General features: G+C 62.7%; 19 protein-coding genes. 13 read left to right on the forward strand and 6 right to left on the reverse strand.

Going from position 1 to position 18756, the window contains the following annotated elements; all coding sequences use genetic code 11:
* Positions 1-102 precede the first annotated feature (102 nt).
* Entirely contained in the window at positions 103-516 is a 414-nt protein-coding gene (locus tag M2267_RS00100; RefSeq protein WP_043622787.1) for a pilus assembly protein N-terminal domain-containing protein, read from the reverse strand.
* 257 nt (positions 517-773) lie between these two features.
* On the opposite strand from M2267_RS00100, the gene M2267_RS00105 reads away from it, so the two are divergent.
* The 10 genes from M2267_RS00105 to M2267_RS00150 all read left to right on the forward strand — a co-directional run bounded on the left by M2267_RS00105 (position 774) and on the right by M2267_RS00150 (position 9843).
* Positions 774-959, forward strand: a complete 186-nt coding sequence (locus tag M2267_RS00105) for a Flp family type IVb pilin (RefSeq protein WP_043622786.1) — start codon at positions 774-776, stop codon at positions 957-959.
* Between the two features lie 30 nt (positions 960-989).
* Positions 990-1175 (forward strand): Flp family type IVb pilin, encoded by a 186-nt coding sequence (locus M2267_RS00110; RefSeq protein WP_043622784.1) that lies wholly within the window; start codon positions 990-992, stop codon positions 1173-1175.
* A gap of 111 nt (positions 1176-1286) precedes the next feature.
* Positions 1287-1799 (forward strand): A24 family peptidase, encoded by a 513-nt coding sequence (locus tag M2267_RS00115; RefSeq protein WP_429111810.1) that lies wholly within the window; start codon positions 1287-1289, stop codon positions 1797-1799.
* 121 nt (positions 1800-1920) lie between these two features.
* A complete protein-coding gene (gene cpaB, locus M2267_RS00120; protein WP_043622779.1) occupies positions 1921-2730 on the forward strand; it encodes a Flp pilus assembly protein CpaB in 810 nt (269 codons plus the stop codon).
* Entirely contained in the window at positions 2727-4286 is a 1560-nt protein-coding gene (locus M2267_RS00125; protein WP_429111811.1) for a type II and III secretion system protein family protein, read from the forward strand. The genes cpaB and M2267_RS00125 overlap by 4 nt, the downstream gene beginning before the upstream one ends.
* A gap of 56 nt (positions 4287-4342) precedes the next feature.
* The gene (locus M2267_RS00130) at positions 4343-5038 is read left to right on the forward strand and encodes a CpaD family pilus assembly protein (protein ID WP_429111812.1); all 696 of its coding nucleotides are present in this window, start codon (positions 4343-4345) and stop codon (positions 5036-5038) included.
* 18 nt (positions 5039-5056) lie between these two features.
* Positions 5057-6343 (forward strand): AAA family ATPase, encoded by a 1287-nt coding sequence (locus M2267_RS00135; RefSeq protein ID WP_043622773.1) that lies wholly within the window; start codon positions 5057-5059, stop codon positions 6341-6343.
* A gap of 17 nt (positions 6344-6360) precedes the next feature.
* Complete coding sequence (locus tag M2267_RS00140; protein WP_043622771.1) at positions 6361-7827, forward strand: CpaF family protein; 1467 nt, start codon at positions 6361-6363, stop codon at positions 7825-7827.
* Positions 7828-7835: 8 nt separating this feature from the next.
* Positions 7836-8846 carry a type II secretion system F family protein gene (locus tag M2267_RS00145; RefSeq protein ID WP_043622769.1) on the forward strand — a complete coding sequence of 337 codons (1011 nt, stop codon included), beginning with the start codon at positions 7836-7838 and terminating at the stop codon, positions 8844-8846.
* Between the two features lie 10 nt (positions 8847-8856).
* Positions 8857-9843 (forward strand): type II secretion system F family protein, encoded by a 987-nt coding sequence (locus tag M2267_RS00150; protein WP_043622766.1) that lies wholly within the window; start codon positions 8857-8859, stop codon positions 9841-9843.
* Positions 9844-10009: 166 nt separating this feature from the next.
* Here M2267_RS00150 and M2267_RS00155 read toward each other — a convergent pair whose 3' ends face one another.
* Positions 10010-10834 carry a tetratricopeptide repeat protein gene (locus tag M2267_RS00155; RefSeq protein WP_043622763.1) on the reverse strand — a complete coding sequence of 275 codons (825 nt, stop codon included), beginning with the start codon at positions 10832-10834 and terminating at the stop codon, positions 10010-10012.
* Between the two features lie 131 nt (positions 10835-10965).
* On the opposite strand from M2267_RS00155, the gene M2267_RS00160 reads away from it, so the two are divergent.
* The 3 genes from M2267_RS00160 to M2267_RS00170 all read left to right on the forward strand — a co-directional run bounded on the left by M2267_RS00160 (position 10966) and on the right by M2267_RS00170 (position 13656).
* Entirely contained in the window at positions 10966-12357 is a 1392-nt protein-coding gene (locus M2267_RS00160) for a leucyl aminopeptidase family protein (protein ID WP_043622761.1), read from the forward strand.
* A gap of 87 nt (positions 12358-12444) precedes the next feature.
* Positions 12445-12795, forward strand: coding sequence for a MarR family transcriptional regulator (locus M2267_RS00165; protein WP_043622758.1), 351 nt, complete (start codon positions 12445-12447; stop codon positions 12793-12795).
* Positions 12796-12801: 6 nt separating this feature from the next.
* Positions 12802-13656: an NlpC/P60 family protein gene (locus M2267_RS00170; RefSeq protein ID WP_043622755.1), complete on the forward strand. Its 855-nt coding sequence runs from the start codon at positions 12802-12804 to the stop codon at positions 13654-13656.
* Positions 13657-13799: 143 nt separating this feature from the next.
* Here the strand turns inward: M2267_RS00170 and M2267_RS00175 are convergent, their stop codons facing one another.
* The 4 genes from M2267_RS00175 to M2267_RS00190 are packed head-to-tail and all read right to left on the reverse strand — an operon-like array spanning position 13800 to position 18623.
* Positions 13800-14759, reverse strand: coding sequence for a 2-hydroxyacid dehydrogenase (locus M2267_RS00175; protein ID WP_043622752.1), 960 nt, complete (start codon positions 14757-14759; stop codon positions 13800-13802).
* An 8-nt stretch (positions 14760-14767) separates the two neighbouring features.
* Positions 14768-16396 carry an ABC transporter ATP-binding protein gene (locus M2267_RS00180; RefSeq protein ID WP_043622853.1) on the reverse strand — a complete coding sequence of 543 codons (1629 nt, stop codon included), beginning with the start codon at positions 16394-16396 and terminating at the stop codon, positions 14768-14770.
* 8 nt (positions 16397-16404) lie between these two features.
* Positions 16405-17541, reverse strand: a complete 1137-nt coding sequence (locus tag M2267_RS00185; RefSeq protein ID WP_043622749.1) for an ABC transporter permease — start codon at positions 17539-17541, stop codon at positions 16405-16407.
* Complete coding sequence (locus tag M2267_RS00190) at positions 17541-18623, reverse strand: microcin C ABC transporter permease YejB (protein ID WP_043622746.1); 1083 nt, start codon at positions 18621-18623, stop codon at positions 17541-17543. The genes M2267_RS00185 and M2267_RS00190 overlap by 1 nt, the downstream gene beginning before the upstream one ends.
* Between the last annotated feature and the right edge of the window lie 133 nt (positions 18624-18756).

Consider the following 18756-nt stretch of genomic DNA (forward strand, 5'->3'; position numbering starts at 1 on the left):
ATGTTACGCCAGACGGGCGGCAGATTATGGAGCAACCATTGATATTTCGTTCTCAGGGGTGATGTGTATTTTAACGAATCACCGGCCTGGAACCCATAAAAATCAATTGGTGCTACCTGCGGTTTTACGTTCGGCGTGACGCTCGCAATTTGGTGTGCAGGAGAGCACGGTGCGGGACGTCTGTTTGTAGACGCGCACGGTGTTGCCTTCGTCGATCGACACCAGGATGCGCTCGTCGACGATGGCGTTTCCGTCCTGATCCAGGATGACCAGGTTGGTGGTTCCGAAGTTGCGGCCGGTGATCACGATCGTACGGGCGTCGGCAACCGTTGCATCCGCAACCTCGGCATTGCCGATAATGACCTTGCTGACCGGGCGATCGAGCTTCAGTACGCGCGCGTGATCCATATACACGCGCATCATGTCGCTCTCGGCCGCGGCGGCAACCGATGGAGCAAGGGCAGCGATCGCGAATGCGAATATGGCGGCTCGGCCGGTCGCGAATGGCGTGGTCATGGCGGGTCCCTAGGTGGTGTTCACGCCATACTCCCTTGTCTTGGTGAATGAACCGTTAAGTCGAGCCCGTCGAGGCTTTGCGGAGGCCTCGTCGTTTTCTGTTCGTTTACCCAAAAATCAGGGACGCTTCGTTAACCTTCAGGTAACCGCCTTCTTTAAGTCGATGGCAATGCGCCAGGACTAGTTTGGGGTTCATCCGATCAACGGCAACAGTTGGCGGAAGTGCTGAACAACAAACGTGAAGTAGGAGAATCATCATGAAGAAGATTTTTGCCCGTCTGATGAAGGACGAGTCCGGCGCGACCGCCATCGAATACGGCCTGATCGCAGCCCTCATCTCGGTTGCCCTGATCGCTGGTGCCAGCACCCTCGGCAACTCGCTGAACAGCACGTTCAACGGCCTCGGTGGCAAGCTGACCAGCACCACGTCGGGCAAGCTCTAACCGGCTAAACGCAAGCGAGGGGAAATTCGCATGACGAAGATTTTCCGCCGCCTGCTACGGGATGAAGCCGGCGCGACTGCCATTGAGTATGGCCTGATCGCGGCTCTCATTTCCGTCGCCCTGATTGCTGGTGCGACCACGCTCGGGAACTCCCTCGATTCCACGTTCAATGGGATCGGTGGCAAGATCACGACGACCACGGCCGGCAAGCTCTGACGAAACAGGTTTCGCAAGAACCTGCAATAGAGCCGCCCCCAAAAGGCGGCTCTATTGTTATCTGGAAGCCAGCAGGCATCGCAGATTGCTCTCATTTCGGAGGCAGGAAACATGATTGAAGCCGCCATTTTCGTGGTTTTTCCCTTTTGTCTGGGATTCGCGGCGTTTTCTGACCTGCTGACGATGACGATCCCGAACCGTGTTTCGGTGATCCTGCTTGGCGCCTTCTTCCTGGTGGCGCCGATGTCCGGCTTGGGGCTTACGGAAATCGGCCTGCATCTTCTCGCAGCCGCCGCAGTCTTTGCCGCATGTTTTGCCCTGTTTGCGACGAACGTGATGGGTGGCGGAGACGCGAAGCTGCTCACGGCCAGTGCCATCTGGTTCGGCCTGACGCCGTCGTTGACGGCCTTCCTGCTCTATGTCTCGATCTTCGGTGGGCTGCTGACGCTCGCGGTGCTTTTGTTGCGCCGGCAGGAGCATACGATCCTTGCGAGCGGCATTCCTTTCCCGCAGCTGCTGCTCACCGCCAAGAAAGTTCCCTACGGGATCGCGATCGCGCTTGGGGGCTTTGCCGCCTATCCCTCGTCGCCGCTGATGGAGGCGGCCTTCGCGCGGCTGTCCTGAAAGGTCACGCGCCCGGCTGGTCAACTTTCGTTAACTGCGCTCATAAGTAATCCGTTAACCATAATTACACCAATTCCTGATCAATCTGACCCTGGCATTTTTTCGGGGCTCGGAAACAATCATGAAACCGGTTCGCATCATCATACTGGCAGTGGCCGTTCTCTCGGCTGCGATGGCCGGTCTTTTGGCGATGAGGCTGACGGGCGCGCCTGCGCCGCAGATGGCTGAACCCGTCGTCGAGCGTGCCCCTACCGTCAACGTGCTTGTCGCCAGCAAGAGCCTGCCCGTCGGATCGCGACTGGGTGGCGACAGCATCCAATGGATGGCCTGGCCGAAGGACGGCGTGGTCGATGGCATCATCACCGAAGAAAACCAGCCGACTGCGATCGACGATCTGACCGGCGCGGTCGTGCGCCTGCCGATCTTCAACGGCGAACCCGTTCGTCACGAAAAGGTGGCCGATTCGTCCAGCCGCATCATGTCGTCGCTGCTCCCAGCCGGCAAGCGCGCCGTCGCGACCGAAATCACTGTCGCCACCGGTGCCGGCGGCTTCATCCTGCCAAACGACCGCGTCGACGTGATCATGGTGCGCAAAGGTGACGGCGAGCTCTATCTGACCGAAACCGTGCTCAGCAATGTGCGTGTGCTCGCGATCGACCAGCAGGTCGAGGAAAAGGATGACGGCACCAAGGCGGTGGTCGGAACCACGGCCACGCTGGAACTTACGCCTGACCAGTCGAAGGTGATGACGGTCGCACAGCAGATGGCGGAACGCATTTCGCTGGCGCTTCGGAGCGTCGCCGACGCACAGGAGCCTGACACGGATGCCGCAGACTATCTGCTGAGCGGCGACGGCCAACCGAACATTCAGGTCATCAAGTCCGGCTCCATCGTCAAGGGCGATGGCACGGTCGGCCAGACGCAGCAATGACAGACACGGGCAGGAACCAGGTGAGCACGGGGCATAAGGTGAAGCGGAGCGGAAACAAATTTCGGGCGTCTGTCGCAGCCGGCCTATCATTCTGCCTGGCGGTGACCGGCATGTATCTGCCGGCGCCGACGGAAGCCTTTGCCGGCGCGTCCTCGGTCGTCCGCATCGTCGAAAGCGGCCCGGGCGTGAAGAAGAAGGTCAGCCTCGGTTTGAACAAGGCCGTGGTCGTCGACTTGCCAGCGGACGCGCATGATATCCTCGTCGCCGACCCGTCGCTCGCCGACGCCGTGACCCGCACCTCGCGGCGCATCTACCTGTTCGGCAAGTCCGTCGGCCAGACCAACATCTTCGTCTTCGGTCCCAACGGTGAGGAGATCGTCTCCCTCGACATCGAGGTCGAGCGCGATGTCTCCAACCTTCAGTCCAACCTGCGCCGCTTCATTCCGGATGCCGATATCAATGTCGAGATCGTCTCGGACAACATCGTGCTGACCGGTACCGTGCGCACGCCGCTCGATTCCACCCGTGCTGTCGACCTTGCCAAGGCCTTCCTCCAGGGCGGTGAAGCGACCACGCGCAACATCACGGCCCAGGGCAACAACGGCGACGCTGATATCTTCGCCGAAGACCGGCAGGTGTCGCAGATCGTCAACCTTCTAACGATCGACGGCGACGACCAGGTCAATCTCAAGGTCACCGTGGCCGAGGTCAGCCGCCAGGTGCTGAAACAGCTTGGCTTCAACGGCCGTGTTGGCGACGGCGAAAGCGGTATCGCCTTCCGCAACCCGACAAACCTCGGCGATGCGGTCGGCATCGGCGTGAACGCGATCATCAACAAGACAGTCGGCGGTACGACGATTTCCAGCTACATCAACGCGATGGAGCAGGCCGGTGTCATGCGGACGCTGGCTGAACCAAGCCTGACGGCGATTTCAGGACAGGAAGCGAAGTTCTACGTCGGCGGCGAATTCCGTCTGCCGGGAACGCAGGAAGTTACTGAAGATAAGGTCATCCGCGAAGTCAACGATGTCGAATATGGCATCCGCCTGAACTTCAAGCCGGTCGTGCTCGGGCCTGGCCGCATCAGCCTGAAGATCGAGACGAACGTTTCCGAGCCCACCTACGAGGGATCTGTCGTTACCGGCAACGGCAAGAACACGATCCCGGGCAACACCTTCCTTGGTATTCGCAAGCGCGAAGCTTCGACCAGCGTCGAGCTCCCGTCCGGGGGCTCGATCGTGATCGCCGGCCTGGTTCAGGACAACATTCGCCAGGCGATGTCCGGCCTGCCGGGCGCAGCGAAGATCCCGGTTCTCGGCACGCTGTTCCGCAGCAAGGACTTTGTGCGCAACGAGACCGAACTGGTCATCATCGCCACGCCCTATCTGGTCCGCCCGGTTGCCAAAAGCGCGATCTCCCGGCCTGACGACAACTTCAATCCGGTCAACGACCTCGACAGCTACTTCCTCGGTCGCGTGAACCGCATTTACGGCCGTCCGGAGGCAGTCGCTCCGGCAGGCCGTTACCACGGCAACGTTGGCTTCATCTACAAATAGGCTGGGTCATGACGCTTCGAACCGATTCTCACGCGAATTCCGAAAGGCCGAACGCCATGTCCTCAGGTCCGTCAGGAACATTCATCCGTCGCACGAGCCGCGCGGCCGTCCTGGTGCTGGCCGGTGCCCTGCTTGCCGGTTGCGGCACGCGGGACAATCTGGCGACCGGCTCCATACCCGACGACTACCGCACTCGGCATCCGATCGTGCTTGCCGAAGGGGAGCGGGTCATCGACATCCCGATTGCCTCGGGCGATCGCCGTCTTACCCAGGGCACGCGCGATGTCATCGCCGGCTTTGCAGCCGACTATCGCAATTCCGCAAGCGGGGTCGTGCAGATCATGATGCCGCGGGGGGCTGCCAACAGCCACGCAGCCCAGGCGATGCGCCGGGAGATCCGCGGCGTGCTGGCGAGCGCCGGTGTGCCGCCCAAAAGGTTGCTGGAGACGAGCTATGACGCCGGACCCTACGGCGATGCCGCGCCCATCCGTCTGAGCTATGTGGCGATCACGGCGCAGACGGGACCTTGCGGCACCTGGCCGGAGGACCTGAACCTCAACACCATGGAAAACAAGAACTACTACAACTTCGGTTGCGCCACGCAATCAAACCTGGCGGCTCAGATCGCCAACCCGACGGACCTCCTCGGGCCGCGTCAAACGTCGCCGATCGACGCGGTGCAGCGCGGCCAGGTGATCTCGGACTGGCGTGGAACCGAGAAGAAGGACGGCACGGTCATCACCTTCAACTGATATCGGCTGGATGAAAAGATGAGTACCATCGATTACAGGATCGAAACTGGCGCCGAGGGGGACGACCCGTCCTTCGATGCGCGCACGAGCGATCTGGAGCAGGTTCGGCCGTTGCCGCGGATTTCGATCCACGCGTTTTGCGAAAGCAACGCGATGTTGCGGCTGATGGAGCGCTGCGGGCAGGATCGGCGCATGGCGAAGGTGAGCCTGCGCATCAACAGCGGCAGCATCGACGCCGCTGCGAACATGTTTGCGACCGTACCGACGCCCAACCTGATCATTCTTGAGACGGCGACGGAGCCGCGGTCGCTGCTGACGGAACTGGCGCCGCTGGCTGAGGTCTGCGACCCCAGCACCAAGGTGATCCTCGTTGGCAAGCACAACGATATCGGGCTCTACCGCGAACTCATCCGCAACGGCATTTCTGAATACATGGTCGCGCCGGTATCGATGCCGGATATTCTCACGGCGGTGTCGGCGATCTTCGTCGACCCGGATGCCGAACCCTTGGGGCGAAGCATCGCCTTTATCGGTGCGAAGGGCGGCTGCGGATCGTCCGTGATCGCGCACAATTGCGCCTGGGGCATCTCCAGCCTGTTCTCGACCGAGACGATTCTCGCCGATCTCGACTTGCCCTACGGCACGGCCAATATCGATTTCGACCAGGATCCGCCGCAGGGCATTGCCGAAGCGGTTTTTGCGCCGGAGCGCCTGGACGAGGTGTTCCTCGATCGCCTGCTGACCAAGTGCTCCGAGCACCTGTCGCTGCTTGCCGCGCCGTCGATGCTCGACCGCGCCTATGATTTCGAGACCGGAGCTTTCCACCCGATCCTCGAGATCCTGCAGCGCAGCGCTCCGGTTTCCGTTCTCGACATCCCGCATCTGTGGACGGACTGGACGCGCTCCGTGCTCGGCGAAGCCGACGAGGTGGTGATCACGGCGATCCCCGACCTTGCCAGCCTGCGCAACACCAAGAACCTGCTCGATGCCATGAAGAGGCTACGCCCGAACGACAAGCCGCCCCATCTGGTGCTGAACCAGGTCGGCATGCCGAAGCGGCCGGAGATTGCCGCCAACGAGTTCTGCGATTCGCTGGAAATCGAAGCGGCAGCCATCATTCCCTTCGACGCGGCCCTGTTCGGCAACGCTTCGAACAGCGGGCGGATGATTGCCGAAATCGACAAGAAAGCGCCGGCCGCTGAAACCTTCTCGCAGCTCGCACATCTTCTGACCGGCCGCGTGACGATGAAGAAGGCCCGGCGTGGCGGCCTTGGCAAGATGCTCGCAGCGCTCGGCAGGAAATAGGACGTAGGATTACCCAGATGTTTGGCAAGCGCGGAAACGAAGGCTTCGGTAAAGGCGGCGGCACCCCGGTTTCCGCCCCGCCGCCGATCGTGGCTGCGGTGCAAGCGCCGGTGGTCGAGCGCGCCGTTCCGGTTCTCGCCGATACGCCCTCCGCTGGCGCCAGATCGCCGACACCAGCCCCGCCGGCAAGGCGGCGGCAGGCGCGAACGGAAGACTATTACGACACCAAATCGCAGGTCTTTTCCGCGCTAATCGACACGATCGACCTGTCGCAGCTCGCCAAGCTCGATACGGAGAGCGCGCGCGAGGAAATCCGCGATATCGTCAACGACATCATCACGATCAAGAATTTCGCGATGTCGATCTCCGAGCAGGAGGAACTGCTCGACGATATCTGCAACGACGTTCTGGGCTACGGTCCGCTCGAGCCGCTGCTTGCCCGCGACGACATCGCCGACATCATGGTCAACGGTGCCGGCCAGACCTTCATCGAAGTTTCCGGCAAGGTGCAGGAATCGGAAATCCGGTTTCGCGACAACGCGCAGCTTCTCTCGATCTGCCAGCGCATCGTCGGCCAGGTCGGCCGTCGCGTCGATGAATCGAGCCCGATCTGCGACGCGCGCCTGCCGGATGGGTCCCGCGTCAACGTCATCGCCCCGCCGCTCGCCATCGACGGCACGGCGCTGACCATCCGCAAGTTCAAGAAGGACAAGCTGACGCTCGAACAGTTGGTCCGCTTCGGTTCGATCACGCAAGAGGGCTCTGTTCTCCTGCAGATCATCGGCCGCGTCCGCTGCAACATCGTCATTTCGGGCGGCACGGGTTCGGGCAAGACGACGCTGCTCAATTGCCTGACGCGCTACATCGACACGGATGAGCGGGTGATCACCTGCGAAGACACGGCCGAACTGCAATTGCAGCAGCCGCATGTCGTGCGCCTCGAAACTCGCCCGCCGAATATCGAAGGCGAAGGCGAGATCACCATGCGCGATCTCATCAAGAACTGCCTGCGCATGCGGCCGGAACGCATCATCGTCGGCGAAGTGCGTGGCCCGGAGGTCTTCGACCTGCTGCAGGCGATGAACACCGGCCATGACGGTTCGATGGGGACGATCCACGCCAACACGCCGCGCGAATGCCTGAGCCGCATGGAATCGATGATCGCCTTGGGCGGCTATACGCTGCCGGCAAAGACCGTGCGTGAAATCATCGCCGGATCGGTGGACGTCATCATCCAGGCGTCCCGCCTTCGCGACGGGTCCCGCCGCATTACCCACATCACCGAGGTGGTGGGCATGGAAGGCGACGTGATCATCACGCAGGACCTGATGCGCTACGAGATCGACGGTGAAGATGCCGGCGGACGGATTATCGGCCGCCACATGTCGACCGGCATCGGCCGACCGCATTTCTGGGATCGTGCCCGTTACTTCAACGAGGACAAGCGCCTGGCTGCGACCCTCGACGCGATGGACAAGGGCTAGGAGCTGCGATGTTCGGGATAGACATCACCGTTCTGGCACTCGCGGCCCTCGTCGCCATATCGGCGGCGGCGCTTGCCTACGGCCTGCTGTTCTCGCGCATCGAAAGCGAAAAGAAGGCGGAAGGCCGCGTGCGCAAGATCAGCGCAGCGGAAACCGACCGCGCCAAGATGAAGGCCGCGCGCGACCGCGTGAGTGAACTGTCCAAACGGCGAAAATCCGTCCAGGATTCGCTGAAGGAGCTGGAAAAGAAGCAGCAGGAGCGCTCGGCCAAGACTGCCCCCTCGATGAAGGTGCGTCTGACACAGGCGGACCTGTCGATCTCTATCGGGCGCTTCTATCTGTTCAGCGCACTGTTCGGCTTCTTTGCTTTTCTTGTCGTGTTGATGGCGGGGGCCGGGCTTGCCATTGCCGCCGGCTTTGGCCTGGTCGCCGGTCTCGGCCTGCCGCGCTGGTTCATCGGCTACCTGATCAAGCGGCGCTGCAAGAAGTTTCTCGAGGAGTTCCCGAACGCGCTCGAGGTCATGGTCCGCTCGATCAAGTCGGGCCTTCCCTTGAACGACGCGTTGCGTCTCATCGCCGCCGACGGTCAGGAGCCGGTCAAGACCGAGTTTCGCCGCGTGGTCGAATCCCAGCAGGTGGGCCTGAGCGTGACCGAGGCCTGCGCCCGCATGGTCAACAGCATTCCTCTGCCGGAAGTGAATTTCTTCGCCATCGTGATCGCCATCCAGGCGCAGGCGGGCGGTAACCTCTCGGAAGCCCTCGGCAACCTGTCCAAGGTCCTGCGTGAGCGCAAGAAAATGCGGGCAAAGGTCAGCGCCATGTCGATGGAAGCCAAGGCCTCGGCTTGCATCATCGGCGCCCTGCCGTTCATCGTCGCGCTTTTGGTCTACCTGACATCGCCCGCCTACATGATGGTGCTTTTCACCGACCCGCGCGGTCATCTGATCATCGGTGCCGGCCTGTTCTGGATGAGCATCGGCATCTGGGTGATGCGCAACATGATCAACTTCGACATCTGAGGGGGCGTCGATGAGCACGAACCTGATCAAGACCCTGACCGATCCGAACGTCGTCATCGCCGTCCTGGTTTCGCTCGCCGTGCTCGCGACCTTCTATTCGCTGATCGTGCCGCTGTTCGATCGCGGTGACCTCGGCAAGCGGATGAAGTCCGTTGCCACCGAGCGCGAGCAGATCCGTGCGCGCGAACGTGCGCGGCTTGCCGCCGAGGTACAGAACGGCAGGGCAAGCCTGCGCGGGCAGAACAACGCCTCCATCCGGCAGATCGTCGAACGCCTCAATCTGCGTTCCGCGCTCGTCGACGACAACACCGTCAACCGACTGAAAATGGCCGGCTTCCGCTCGCAGAACGCGCTCAACACCTTCCTGTTCGCGCGTTTCTGCCTGCCCTTCCTGTTCCTGCTGGTCGCGCTCGTCTACATCTTCGTCCTCGGCAACTTTGTCGACAAACCGTTCATGGTGCGGCTGTTCTTCGCGATCGGCTTTGCCTATCTGGGCTTCTACGCGCCGAACATCGTCGTGACCAATGCGATCTCCAAGCGCCAGGCGTCGATACGCCGGGCCTGGCCGGACGCGCTGGACCTCCTGCTGATCTGCGTCGAATCGGGCGTGTCGATGGAACTGGGCATGCGCCGTGTCGCCGACGAAGTGGCGTCGCAGTCGCAGCAGCTTGCGGAAGAGCTGGTGCTGACGACGGCGGAACTGTCGTTCCTGCCCGAGCGCCGGGTTGCGCTTGAAAATCTCGGTCAGCGAACCGGCCTCGATGAGGTCAAATCCGTGGTTCAGGCGCTGATCCAGGCGGACCGCTACGGCACGCCGATCGCCCAGGCCCTGCGCGTGCTTGCACAGGAAAGCCGCGACCAGCGCATGACCGCAGCCGAGAAGAAGGCGGCCGCTCTGCCGCCGAAGCTGACCGTGCCGATGATCCTGTTCTTCCTGCCGGTGCTGGTCGCGGTCATTCTTGGACCGGCGGGCATCCAGGTCGCCGACAAGTTCTAGGCAGCGGCGCGCCGCCGGCGGCGCTCAATAATCGTCAGAGGATTGCCTGTGCGCAGCCGTAGACAGGCCTGCCGCGCAAATGTGCGCAGCCGACTTGCTGACTGTTTAGGCAGTAGATCGGAAGCCTGGAGGCGCCAAGAACGTCTCCGAAGAATGCGGTTCGCCTTTAGTTGGCGACCTTCTTGTCGTCGGCCTTGGCGAGCTCTTTCCATGCGCCCTGCTGCGACAGCATCGAGCGCAGATAGGCGACGTTCGCTTCCGCCTGCTCGCTGGAAAGCTCCTGGCGGGCGATCGTCTCGGCTTCCTGGAAGCGGCCCTGAAGGCCGACGGCGAGCGCGAGGTTCTGGCGCACGCTGCTATCGGCGCCGGGCTGGCTTGCCGCAGACTTGAGATAGGTTTCGGCGGTGCGAAGGTCCTTGGTCAGAAGGTAGGACATGCCGAGATTGGAGAGCACCGACGGCTCGTTCGGCTTGAGCTCGAGGGCCTCGCGGTAGCGCAGCCGCGCTTCCTGGGCGCGGCCCAACTGGTCGAGGATCGCGCCCTCGGCCGATTTCAGCTTCCAGTCTGGACGGTCGGGCGTCTGCGCCCGGCCGATCGTCGCAAGCGCCTGCTCGAGCTGGCCGGCGGCGGCCTGGGCCTTGCCGTAGGCGCCGAGCACTTCGCGGTCGGACGGATGGTTGATCGCGACCTGCTGCATCACCGCAAGCGCCTGTTCGTTGCGGCCGGTCATGCGCAGGAGATTGGCGTAGTTGAGGCCCGCTTCGCGGTCTTTGGGGTTCTTCTCGTAGGCCTGGCCGATGCTTTCGGCAGCGGCCGAAAGCTCGGTCGCCGTCATCGACTGCACCGGTTTCGACGTTCTGGAGATCGACCCCGTCGTCAGTTCCTTCTTCGGCTGGTTGGCGCAGCCGGCAAGGGCAAGCGCCACCAGCGCGATTGCCGCGCCCTGGAAGAAACGGGCGTGTTTCGAGGATGAGGTCGTATATTTGGCCATGTGTGTCCCCAGTATGCATTCGCGCACCTGAACTTCAGACAACACCGGCGCAACTTTCACTCCAGCAATAATCTGTTAACCCTAACAGAGCGTTAATGGCGCGATTCCATCTCTGTCAGCCGAGGACTTTCATGGCCCCCTATCAGTTCATCGAGCGGCCGTCGCCGTTCAACACCAGCGCCGGCAAGACCCTGCCGATCTTCGCCGTCACGCCGGCGCATATCGAGACGGGGACGATCGACCCGATCGCTTTGGACTGGGCGCGCAAGGCAGGCTTCACGGCCGATTCCGGCGCGGTGCTGTTGATCCCGTCCGCCGACGGCCATCTTGGTGGCGCGCTCTTCGGCCTCGGCAGCAATCCGTCGGAAGCGCCGTTCCTGGCTGGCAAGCTGGCGCGGGCGCTGCCGGCGGGCAAATGGCATATCGAAACGGCGCCGCTGACGGCCAACCGGCTCGCGCTCGGCTACGGCCTCGGCTCCTATCGCTTCGAGCGCTACAAGGCCGCCAAGGGCGAACCGCCGACGCTGCTCATTCCGGCCGATGCGGACGCAACCGATATCAAGCGCCAGCTCGCCGGCGTGTTCCTCGCCCGTGACCTTATCAACACGCCGACCAACGACATGGGACCGGAAGCGCTCGAAGCGGCGTTCCGCGCGCTGGCCGCCCACTACAAGGCCGATGTTTCGGTCATTACGGGCGAGGCGCTGCTGACGCAGAACTTCCCGCTGGTCCACACCGTCGGCCGCGCCAGCGCCGAGGCTCCGCGCCTGCTGGAGCTGCGCTGGGGCAAAAAGGGCCACAAGAAGGTAACGCTCGTCGGCAAGGGCGTGTGCTTCGACACCGGTGGTCTCGACATCAAGCCGTCGGCCTCCATGCTGTTGATGAAGAAGGATATGGGCGGTGCCGCCAACGTGCTTGGCCTGGCGCTGATGATCATGGACGCCAAGCTCAAGGTGGATCTGCGCGTCATCGTGCCGGTGGTCGAAAACTCGATCTCGGCCAACGCCTTCCGGCCGGGCGACATCTACCGTAGCCGCAAGGGCCTGACGGTTCAGATCGACAACACCGATGCCGAGGGCCGGCTGATCCTCGCCGACGCACTCGCTTATGCAGACGAAGAAAAGACCGATCTGCTCGTCGACATGGCGACGCTGACCGGTGCCGCCCGCGTCGCGCTCGGTCCGGACCTGCCGCCCTTCTTCACCGACGATGCCGATCTTGCCCATGATCTCACGGAAGCAAGCCTCGAGGTCGACGATCCGATGTGGCGGATGCCGCTCTATAACGGCTACGACAAGGATGTCTCGGCCCGTATCGCCGACCTGACCAACGCGCCGGCGGGCGGCATGGCCGGATCGATCACCGCGGCACTCTTCCTCCGGCGCTTCGTCACCAACGCCAAGAGCTGGGTGCATTTCGATATCTTCGGATGGGCTCCGTCCGAGCGTCCGCATTCGACGGTTGGCGGGGAGGCGCAGGCGATCCGCGCGCTCTATCAGCACGTCCAGAAGATGGCGAAGTAACCGCAGCCAGGCGGAACCGGCAAAGAAACGCTTGCGTAACGATCCGCCGCTATCGTGGCGGATCAGTATCTTGCGTAGGAGCCGCCATTGCCGATCGAGCTAACGCCCTCCCAGGCCCTCGGGCTTTGGCATTCGGTGTCGCTCGCCCAGGTTCGCGTCGACAGCCGCGACCTGACCTTGCGGCAGCTGGCGATCCTGCTGCAGATCTACCTCGTGCCGCCGCCGCACACCGTGCGCGGACTGGCGGCGACGCTCGGTGTCACCAAGCCGGTCATCACCCGCGCGCTCGACACCATGGGCGCGCTTGGCCTTGTCGATCGCGTCCGCGACGATCGTGATCGCCGCAACGTCGTCATCAAAAGGACAGTTGAGGGTGCTCTCTATCTTGAAAAACTCGGTGACCTGATCATTGATCAGGGCCGCAAGCAGCTGAAGTGAGTAGATATGTCGACACTGCCCGACCGCCGTCTGAATGCCTATCGACCAGACCTTGCCGAAAGCCGCCTTCGCGGCGTCGTGGAGGCTGAGCGCTATGTCGAGGGCAGCGTTGCGCGCGTCTCGGTTCCGGTTGCGCCGCTGCGTGCCAAGCCCGATCTCGCCTGCGGCACCGATACCGAACTCTTGCTCGGCGAATCGGTCCGGGTGCTCGACACCAGCAACAGCTGGTGTTGGGTAAAGGCCGACCTCGACGGCTATGTCGGCTACCTTCCGGAATATTGCCTCGCGCCGGTGCTCAAGAGCCCGACCCATGTCGTGACCGCGCCGCGCACCTTCGTCTATACCGGCCATGATCTGCGCTTCCCGACCGTTTATCCGCTGTCGATGGGCAGCCGGCTGACGGTTATCGATGAGCGCGAGACCCGGGGAACGCGCTATTTCCTGCTCGACGGCGGCCAGGCGGTCATCGCCAATCACTGCATCGAGGTCGGCAATGTCGTGCCGGGAGACTATGTCTCGGTTGCTGCCCGCTTCGTCGAAACGCCCTATCTCTGGGGCGGGCGTTCCGGCTTCGGCATCGATTGCTCCGGCCTTGTGCAATTGTCGATGATGATGGTCGGGAGGCAGGCGCCGCGCGATTCCGACATGCAGGCGACGGGCCTGGGAACACCGATTGCGCGCGAAGAACTCAAGCGCGGGGACCTCGTTTTCTGGAAAGGCCACGTCGCGCTGATGGAGGACGACGAAACCCTGATCCATGCCAACGGCCACACGATGACGGTTGCGCGCGAAGGGTTGGAAGCCTCGATCGAGCGGATCGGCTGGCTCTATGAGCAGCCGACGGGCTATCGCCGCCCTTGATCGGCTGTGAGCGGGACCGTCGAAGCGAGCCTCCTCGATCATTGCCGATGAAGGCAAGACACCCCGTTCGCATTGCGGAATCAGACGTTGCGCCTCTGGCAGCAGCTTAAGCGCAGCAAGCGCTGCGCCTTGCTCTCGCTGAATCAGTAGCCGGCTACTTTGTCGACGACATGTTCGAGCGTCTGCCCGCCTTCGAAGCGGGCGATCTGCTGCTCCACATGGCGGAAGAGCGCCTTGACGTCGGAGGATGCCGCCACGTGCGGCGTGACGTAGACGTTGGGCAGTGTCCAGAAGCGGCTGTCCTGGGCGAGCGGCTCTTGCTCGAACACGTCGAGAGAGGCACCGGCGAGCACGCCGCTATCGAGCGCCTTCAGGATGTCTGCTTCGACCTGGCTACCGCCGCGGCCGGCATTGATGAAGACAGGTGCGCCAAACGGCCCATTGCGGCTGAGTTTTGCAAACAGGCGCAGGTTGAAAATGCCGCGGGTGTCCGGCGTCAGCGGCAGCAGTCCGACGAGGAAGTCGCTGCGTGCCAGGAAGCTGTCGAGTTCGTTGCCGCCGAAGGTCTCGATGCCGGCGACATCGCGCTTGCTGCGCGACCAACCGATGACCTTGAACCCCATGGTCGATAGCTTGCGCGCGGCGTCCTGGCCAAGCACGCCCATGCCCATGACGCCGACGGTGATGTCGGCCGCCTCCGGCTGGGTCAGGTCGCGCCATTCGCGTTTCGCCGCCTGTGTCTCATAGGCGCGGTGCTGGCGCAGGTGCAGGAGGCACTGCATGACCACCCACTCGCTCATGCGCGTCGTCAGCGTCTGGTCGACGAAGCGCACCAGCGGCACCTCGGGAAGACCCGGCAGCGTCAGCACGTGATCGACGCCGGCGCCGCCGGAGAACACCACCTTGAGATCGGGCGCCCGCTCGAAAAGATCCGGCGCCGATTTCCAGACGACCGCATAGTCGATGCCCGAGAGATCGCGGTTGTGGTGAACCGCATCGGCGCGGTTGATCACCTCGCGATCCGGGAAGGCCCCGCGAAGCGCCGCCTCGACTTCCTCCGGAATGAACTTCAGATCGACGATGACGGGGCTTTTTGCGGACATTCGGACACCTATTGGCGGATCGCGGTCAAGTTGACGGCTTCGAGGTTGAAGGCGGCTGCCATCAGCGCCTTGGTATAGTCCTGGCTCGGCGCATTGAAGATGCGCTCGGCTGGGCCTTGCTCCACCACCTTGCCCATGCGCATGACGATCATCTCGTTGGCAAGGGCGCGCACGACCTTGAGGTCGTGGCTGATGAACAGATAGGCGAGGTCATGCTTTACCTGCAGGTCGCGAAGCAGGTCGACCACCTGCGCCTGAACGCTCATGTCGAGCGCCGAGGTCGGTTCGTCGAGCATCACGAATTGCGGCTTCAGCACCATGGCGCGCGCAATGGCGATGCGCTGCCGCTGGCCGCCGGAGAACTCGTGCGGATAGCGCCACCGGGTCGCAGGATCGAGGCCCACTTCTTCGAGCGCCGCGGCGACGCGGGCATCGCGCGCGTTGTCCGACAGCGATCGTTCGTGGATTTTCAGGCCTTCGGCGATGATATCGGCCACCGACATGCGTGGGCTCAGCGAACCGTAAGGGTCCTGGAAGACGATCTGCATCCGGTTTCGAAGCGGCCGCATCTCGTTGAAGCTGTAGCGGTCGATGTCCTTGCCGATGAAGGCGATGCGGCCCTTCGACGAGATCAGCCGCGCCAGCGCCAGCCCGAGCGTCGTCTTGCCTGAGCCGGATTCGCCGACGACGCCGAGCGTCTGGCCGGCACGCAGCTTCAGGTCGATGCCGTCGACCGCCTTCACATGGTCGACCACCTTGCGCAGAAAGCCGGCCTTGATTGGAAACCACACCTTCATGTCGGAGGCTTCCATGACGATCGGCTTCGACGTGTCCGATGGCGGCGGGTTGCCCTTCGGTTCGGAAGCGAGCAAATGGCGGGTATAGGCGTGCTGGGGATTGGCGAAGATCTCGGCGGTCGGTCCGGTCTCGACGATTTTGCCCTTGGTCATCACGCAGACGCGATCGGCGATCTTACGCACGATGCCGAGGTCATGGGTGATGAACAGCATCGACATGCCGTGCTCATCCTTGAGCGACTTCAAGAGTTCGAGGATCTGTGCCTGTACGGTGACGTCGAGCGCTGTCGTCGGCTCGTCGGCGATCAAGAGTTCCGGCCGGTTGGCGAGCGCCATCGCGATCATCACGCGTTGGCGCTGGCCGCCCGAGAGCTCGTGCGGGTAGGCGCTGAGCCGCTTTTCCGGCTCGCGGATGCCGACCTGGTTGAGTAGCTCGAGAATGCGCGTGCGCCGCGCCGCGCCCTGCAGCCCCTGGTGTAGCTCAAGGATCTCACCGATCTGCCGCTCGATCGAGTGCAGTGGGTTGAGCGAGGTCATCGGCTCCTGGAAGATCATGGTGATGTCGTTACCGCGCGCATGGCGCAGTTCCGCATCGCTGGCCTTCAAGAGGTCCTTGCCGTTGAACAGGATTTCGCCGCTCGGATGGCTGGCCGACGGGTAGGGCAGAAGCTTCAGGATCGAGTTGGCCGAGACCGATTTGCCCGAACCGGATTCGCCGACAAGCGCCACGGTTTCCCCGCGCTTGATGTCGAAGGAGATGTGATCGACGGCAACGGACGTGTTGCCGCCCTGGTGAAAGGCGACGGAGAGGTCGCGGACGGAGAGAAGGGGGTCTGTCATCGTCGCGCTCACCGGAACGTCTTTCTCGGATCGAAGGCATCGCGCGTGGCTTCGCCGACGAAGATCAGCAGCGACAGCATCAGCGACATGACGCAGAAGGCCGTCAGCCCCAGCCAGGGCGCCTGCAGGTTGGACTTGCCCTGGGCGATCATCTCGCCGAGCGAGGGCGATCCGGGCGGCATGCCGAAGCCGAGGAAGTCGAGCGAGGTCAGCGTCGTGATCGAGCCGGAGAGAATGAAAGGCAGGAAGGTCAGCGTCGCCACCATCGCGTTCGGCAGGAGGTGACGATACATGATCGTGCCGTTGCCGACGCCGAGCGCGCGTGCCGCGTTGACGTATTCGAAGTTGCGCGCCCGTAGGAACTCGGCGCGCACGACGCCGACGAAACCGACCCAGGAGAAGAGCAGCATGATTCCGAGCAGGATGAAGAAGCCCGGCGGCAGGATCGCGGCGATGATCAGCAGAATGTAGAGCACCGGCATCGACGACCAGATCTCGATGAAACGCTGCATCAGGAGATCGGTCCAGCCGCCGAAATAGCCCTGGATGGCGCCGGCGGTGACACCGATCACCGCCGAGGCGATGGTGAGCGTCAGGCCGAAGAGCACCGAAAGACGGAAGCCGTAGATCATGCGCGCAAAGACGTCGCGAGCCTGGTCGTCGGTGCCGAGCCAGTTGAGGTTTCCGACGATGCAGTTCCGGTCGCTGGTCTTGTCCGGATAGGCGGAGCAGCGCTCTTCCTTGTCCATCAGCCAGAAGGGCTTGGTCGGCGCCGAATGCGGGATGTTGGAATTAACCGTCTGGTAGGAATAGCGCACCGGCGGCCAGATCATCCAGCCGTTGGCCTCGATCTCGTCGCGGATGAAATCGGAGCGATAATCGGTCTCCGCCAGGAAGCCGCCGAACTTTTCCTCCGGATAATCGATGACGACGGGGAACAAGAGTTCGCCCTTGTAGGAGGCGATGATCGGCTTGTCATTGGCGATGAGTTCGCCGACCAGGCTGAGCCCGAACAGCGCCAGGAACAGCCAGAGCGACCAGTAGCCGCGCCGGTTCGCCTTGAAGTTCTGCCAGCGGCGCTGGTTGACCGGTGACAGCCAGCCACGCGGCGCCACAGCGGCCGGGGAGGTCGTGACGCTTGCCATCAGACATCCCTCCGCTCGAAGTCGATGCGTGGATCGACCCAGGTATAGATGAGGTCCGACAGCAGGCTGACGAGCAGGCCCATCAGCGAGAAGATGAAGAGGGTAGCAAAGACGATCGGATAGTCGCGCTTGACGACCGAATCATAGCCGAGCCGACCGAGGCCATCGAGCGAGAAGATGTATTCGATCAAAAGCGAACCGGTGAAGAAGGCCGAGATGAAGGCGCCGGGGAAGCCGGCGATGATGATCAGCATGGCGTTGCGGAACACGTGGCCATAGAGCACCTGACCGTCGGTGAGGCCCTTGGCCCGTGCGGTCGTCACATACTGCTTCTTGATCTCGTCGATGAAGGAATTCTTGGTGAGCAGCGTCGTCGTTGCAAAGGCCGACAGCAGCAGCGTGATCAGCGGCAGCGTCATGTGCCAGATGTAGTCGAGGATCTTCTGCCACCAGGGCAGTTGCCAGAAATTGTCGGAGACGATGCCGCGCAGCGGGAACCAGTCGAAGAACGAGCCGCCGGCAAAGACGACGATCAGCAGGATGCCGAAGAGGAAGCTCGGCACGGCGTAGCCGACGACGATGATGCCGGAGGTCCAGACGTCAAATGCGGAACCGTCGGACACCGCCTTCTTGATGCCGAGCGGGATGGAGATTGCGTAGGAGAACAGCAGGATCCATAGCCCGAGCGAGATCGAGACCGGCATCTTCTCCTTGATCAGGTCGATCACCGAGGTGTTGCGGAAGAAGCTCTCGCCGAAATCGAAGCGCATGTAGTTCCACATCATGGTGGCGAAGCGCTCGAGCGGCGGCTTGTCGAAGCCGAACTGCTTTTCGAGCTTGGCGATGAATTCCGGATCGAGGCCTTGAGCGCCGCGATAGCGCCCGCCCTCGTCGCCGCCGGCCTGCATCAGGTCGCCGCTGCTGCCCGACAGGCGATCGGAACCGCCGGCATTGGTCAGGTCCGAGATCACCTGCTCGACCGGGCCGCCCGGCGCGAACTGCACCACGATGAAGGAAATCGCCATGATCCCGAAGATCGTCGGGATCATCAGAAGCAGGCGGCGCAGGATATAGGCACCCATCAGGCGGGCCTTTCGATCGACGTGTGGGCGGTGGCCCGGACCGGCGAAGCGTCGGCATGCCGTCTATGGTGTCTCAATCCCTGTGTCTCCTTGCGGGCCCCGGATCGGGGCTTGTTTCAGTGATTCGTTTTTT

The sequence above is a fragment of the Ensifer sp. KUDG1 genome, from assembly GCF_050434285.1.
GTDB lineage: Bacteria > Pseudomonadota > Alphaproteobacteria > Rhizobiales > Rhizobiaceae > Ensifer.

Bases quoted from the DNA above. Each gene is read 5' to 3' on its own strand.
- M2267_RS00100 (WP_043622787.1), bottom strand. From the start codon at position 516: ATGACCACGCCATTCGCGACCGGCCGAGCCGCCATATTCGCATTCGCG.
- M2267_RS00105 (WP_043622786.1), top strand. From the start codon at position 774: ATGAAGAAGATTTTTGCCCGTCTGATGAAGGACGAGTCCGGCGCGACC.
- M2267_RS00110 (WP_043622784.1), top strand. From the start codon at position 990: ATGACGAAGATTTTCCGCCGCCTGCTACGGGATGAAGCCGGCGCGACT.
- M2267_RS00115 (WP_429111810.1), top strand. From the start codon at position 1,287: ATGATTGAAGCCGCCATTTTCGTGGTTTTTCCCTTTTGTCTGGGATTC.
- cpaB (WP_043622779.1), top strand. From the start codon at position 1,921: ATGAAACCGGTTCGCATCATCATACTGGCAGTGGCCGTTCTCTCGGCT.
- M2267_RS00125 (WP_429111811.1), top strand. From the start codon at position 2,727: ATGACAGACACGGGCAGGAACCAGGTGAGCACGGGGCATAAGGTGAAG.
- M2267_RS00130 (WP_429111812.1), top strand. From the start codon at position 4,343: ATGTCCTCAGGTCCGTCAGGAACATTCATCCGTCGCACGAGCCGCGCG.
- M2267_RS00135 (WP_043622773.1), top strand. From the start codon at position 5,057: ATGAGTACCATCGATTACAGGATCGAAACTGGCGCCGAGGGGGACGAC.
- M2267_RS00140 (WP_043622771.1), top strand. From the start codon at position 6,361: ATGTTTGGCAAGCGCGGAAACGAAGGCTTCGGTAAAGGCGGCGGCACC.
- M2267_RS00145 (WP_043622769.1), top strand. From the start codon at position 7,836: ATGTTCGGGATAGACATCACCGTTCTGGCACTCGCGGCCCTCGTCGCC.
- M2267_RS00150 (WP_043622766.1), top strand. From the start codon at position 8,857: ATGAGCACGAACCTGATCAAGACCCTGACCGATCCGAACGTCGTCATC.
- M2267_RS00155 (WP_043622763.1), bottom strand. From the start codon at position 10,834: ATGGCCAAATATACGACCTCATCCTCGAAACACGCCCGTTTCTTCCAG.
- M2267_RS00160 (WP_043622761.1), top strand. From the start codon at position 10,966: ATGGCCCCCTATCAGTTCATCGAGCGGCCGTCGCCGTTCAACACCAGC.
- M2267_RS00170 (WP_043622755.1), top strand. From the start codon at position 12,802: ATGTCGACACTGCCCGACCGCCGTCTGAATGCCTATCGACCAGACCTT.
- M2267_RS00175 (WP_043622752.1), bottom strand. From the start codon at position 14,759: ATGTCCGCAAAAAGCCCCGTCATCGTCGATCTGAAGTTCATTCCGGAG.
- M2267_RS00180 (WP_043622853.1), bottom strand. From the start codon at position 16,396: ATGACAGACCCCCTTCTCTCCGTCCGCGACCTCTCCGTCGCCTTTCAC.
- M2267_RS00185 (WP_043622749.1), bottom strand. From the start codon at position 17,541: ATGGCAAGCGTCACGACCTCCCCGGCCGCTGTGGCGCCGCGTGGCTGG.
- M2267_RS00190 (WP_043622746.1), bottom strand. From the start codon at position 18,623: ATGGGTGCCTATATCCTGCGCCGCCTGCTTCTGATGATCCCGACGATC.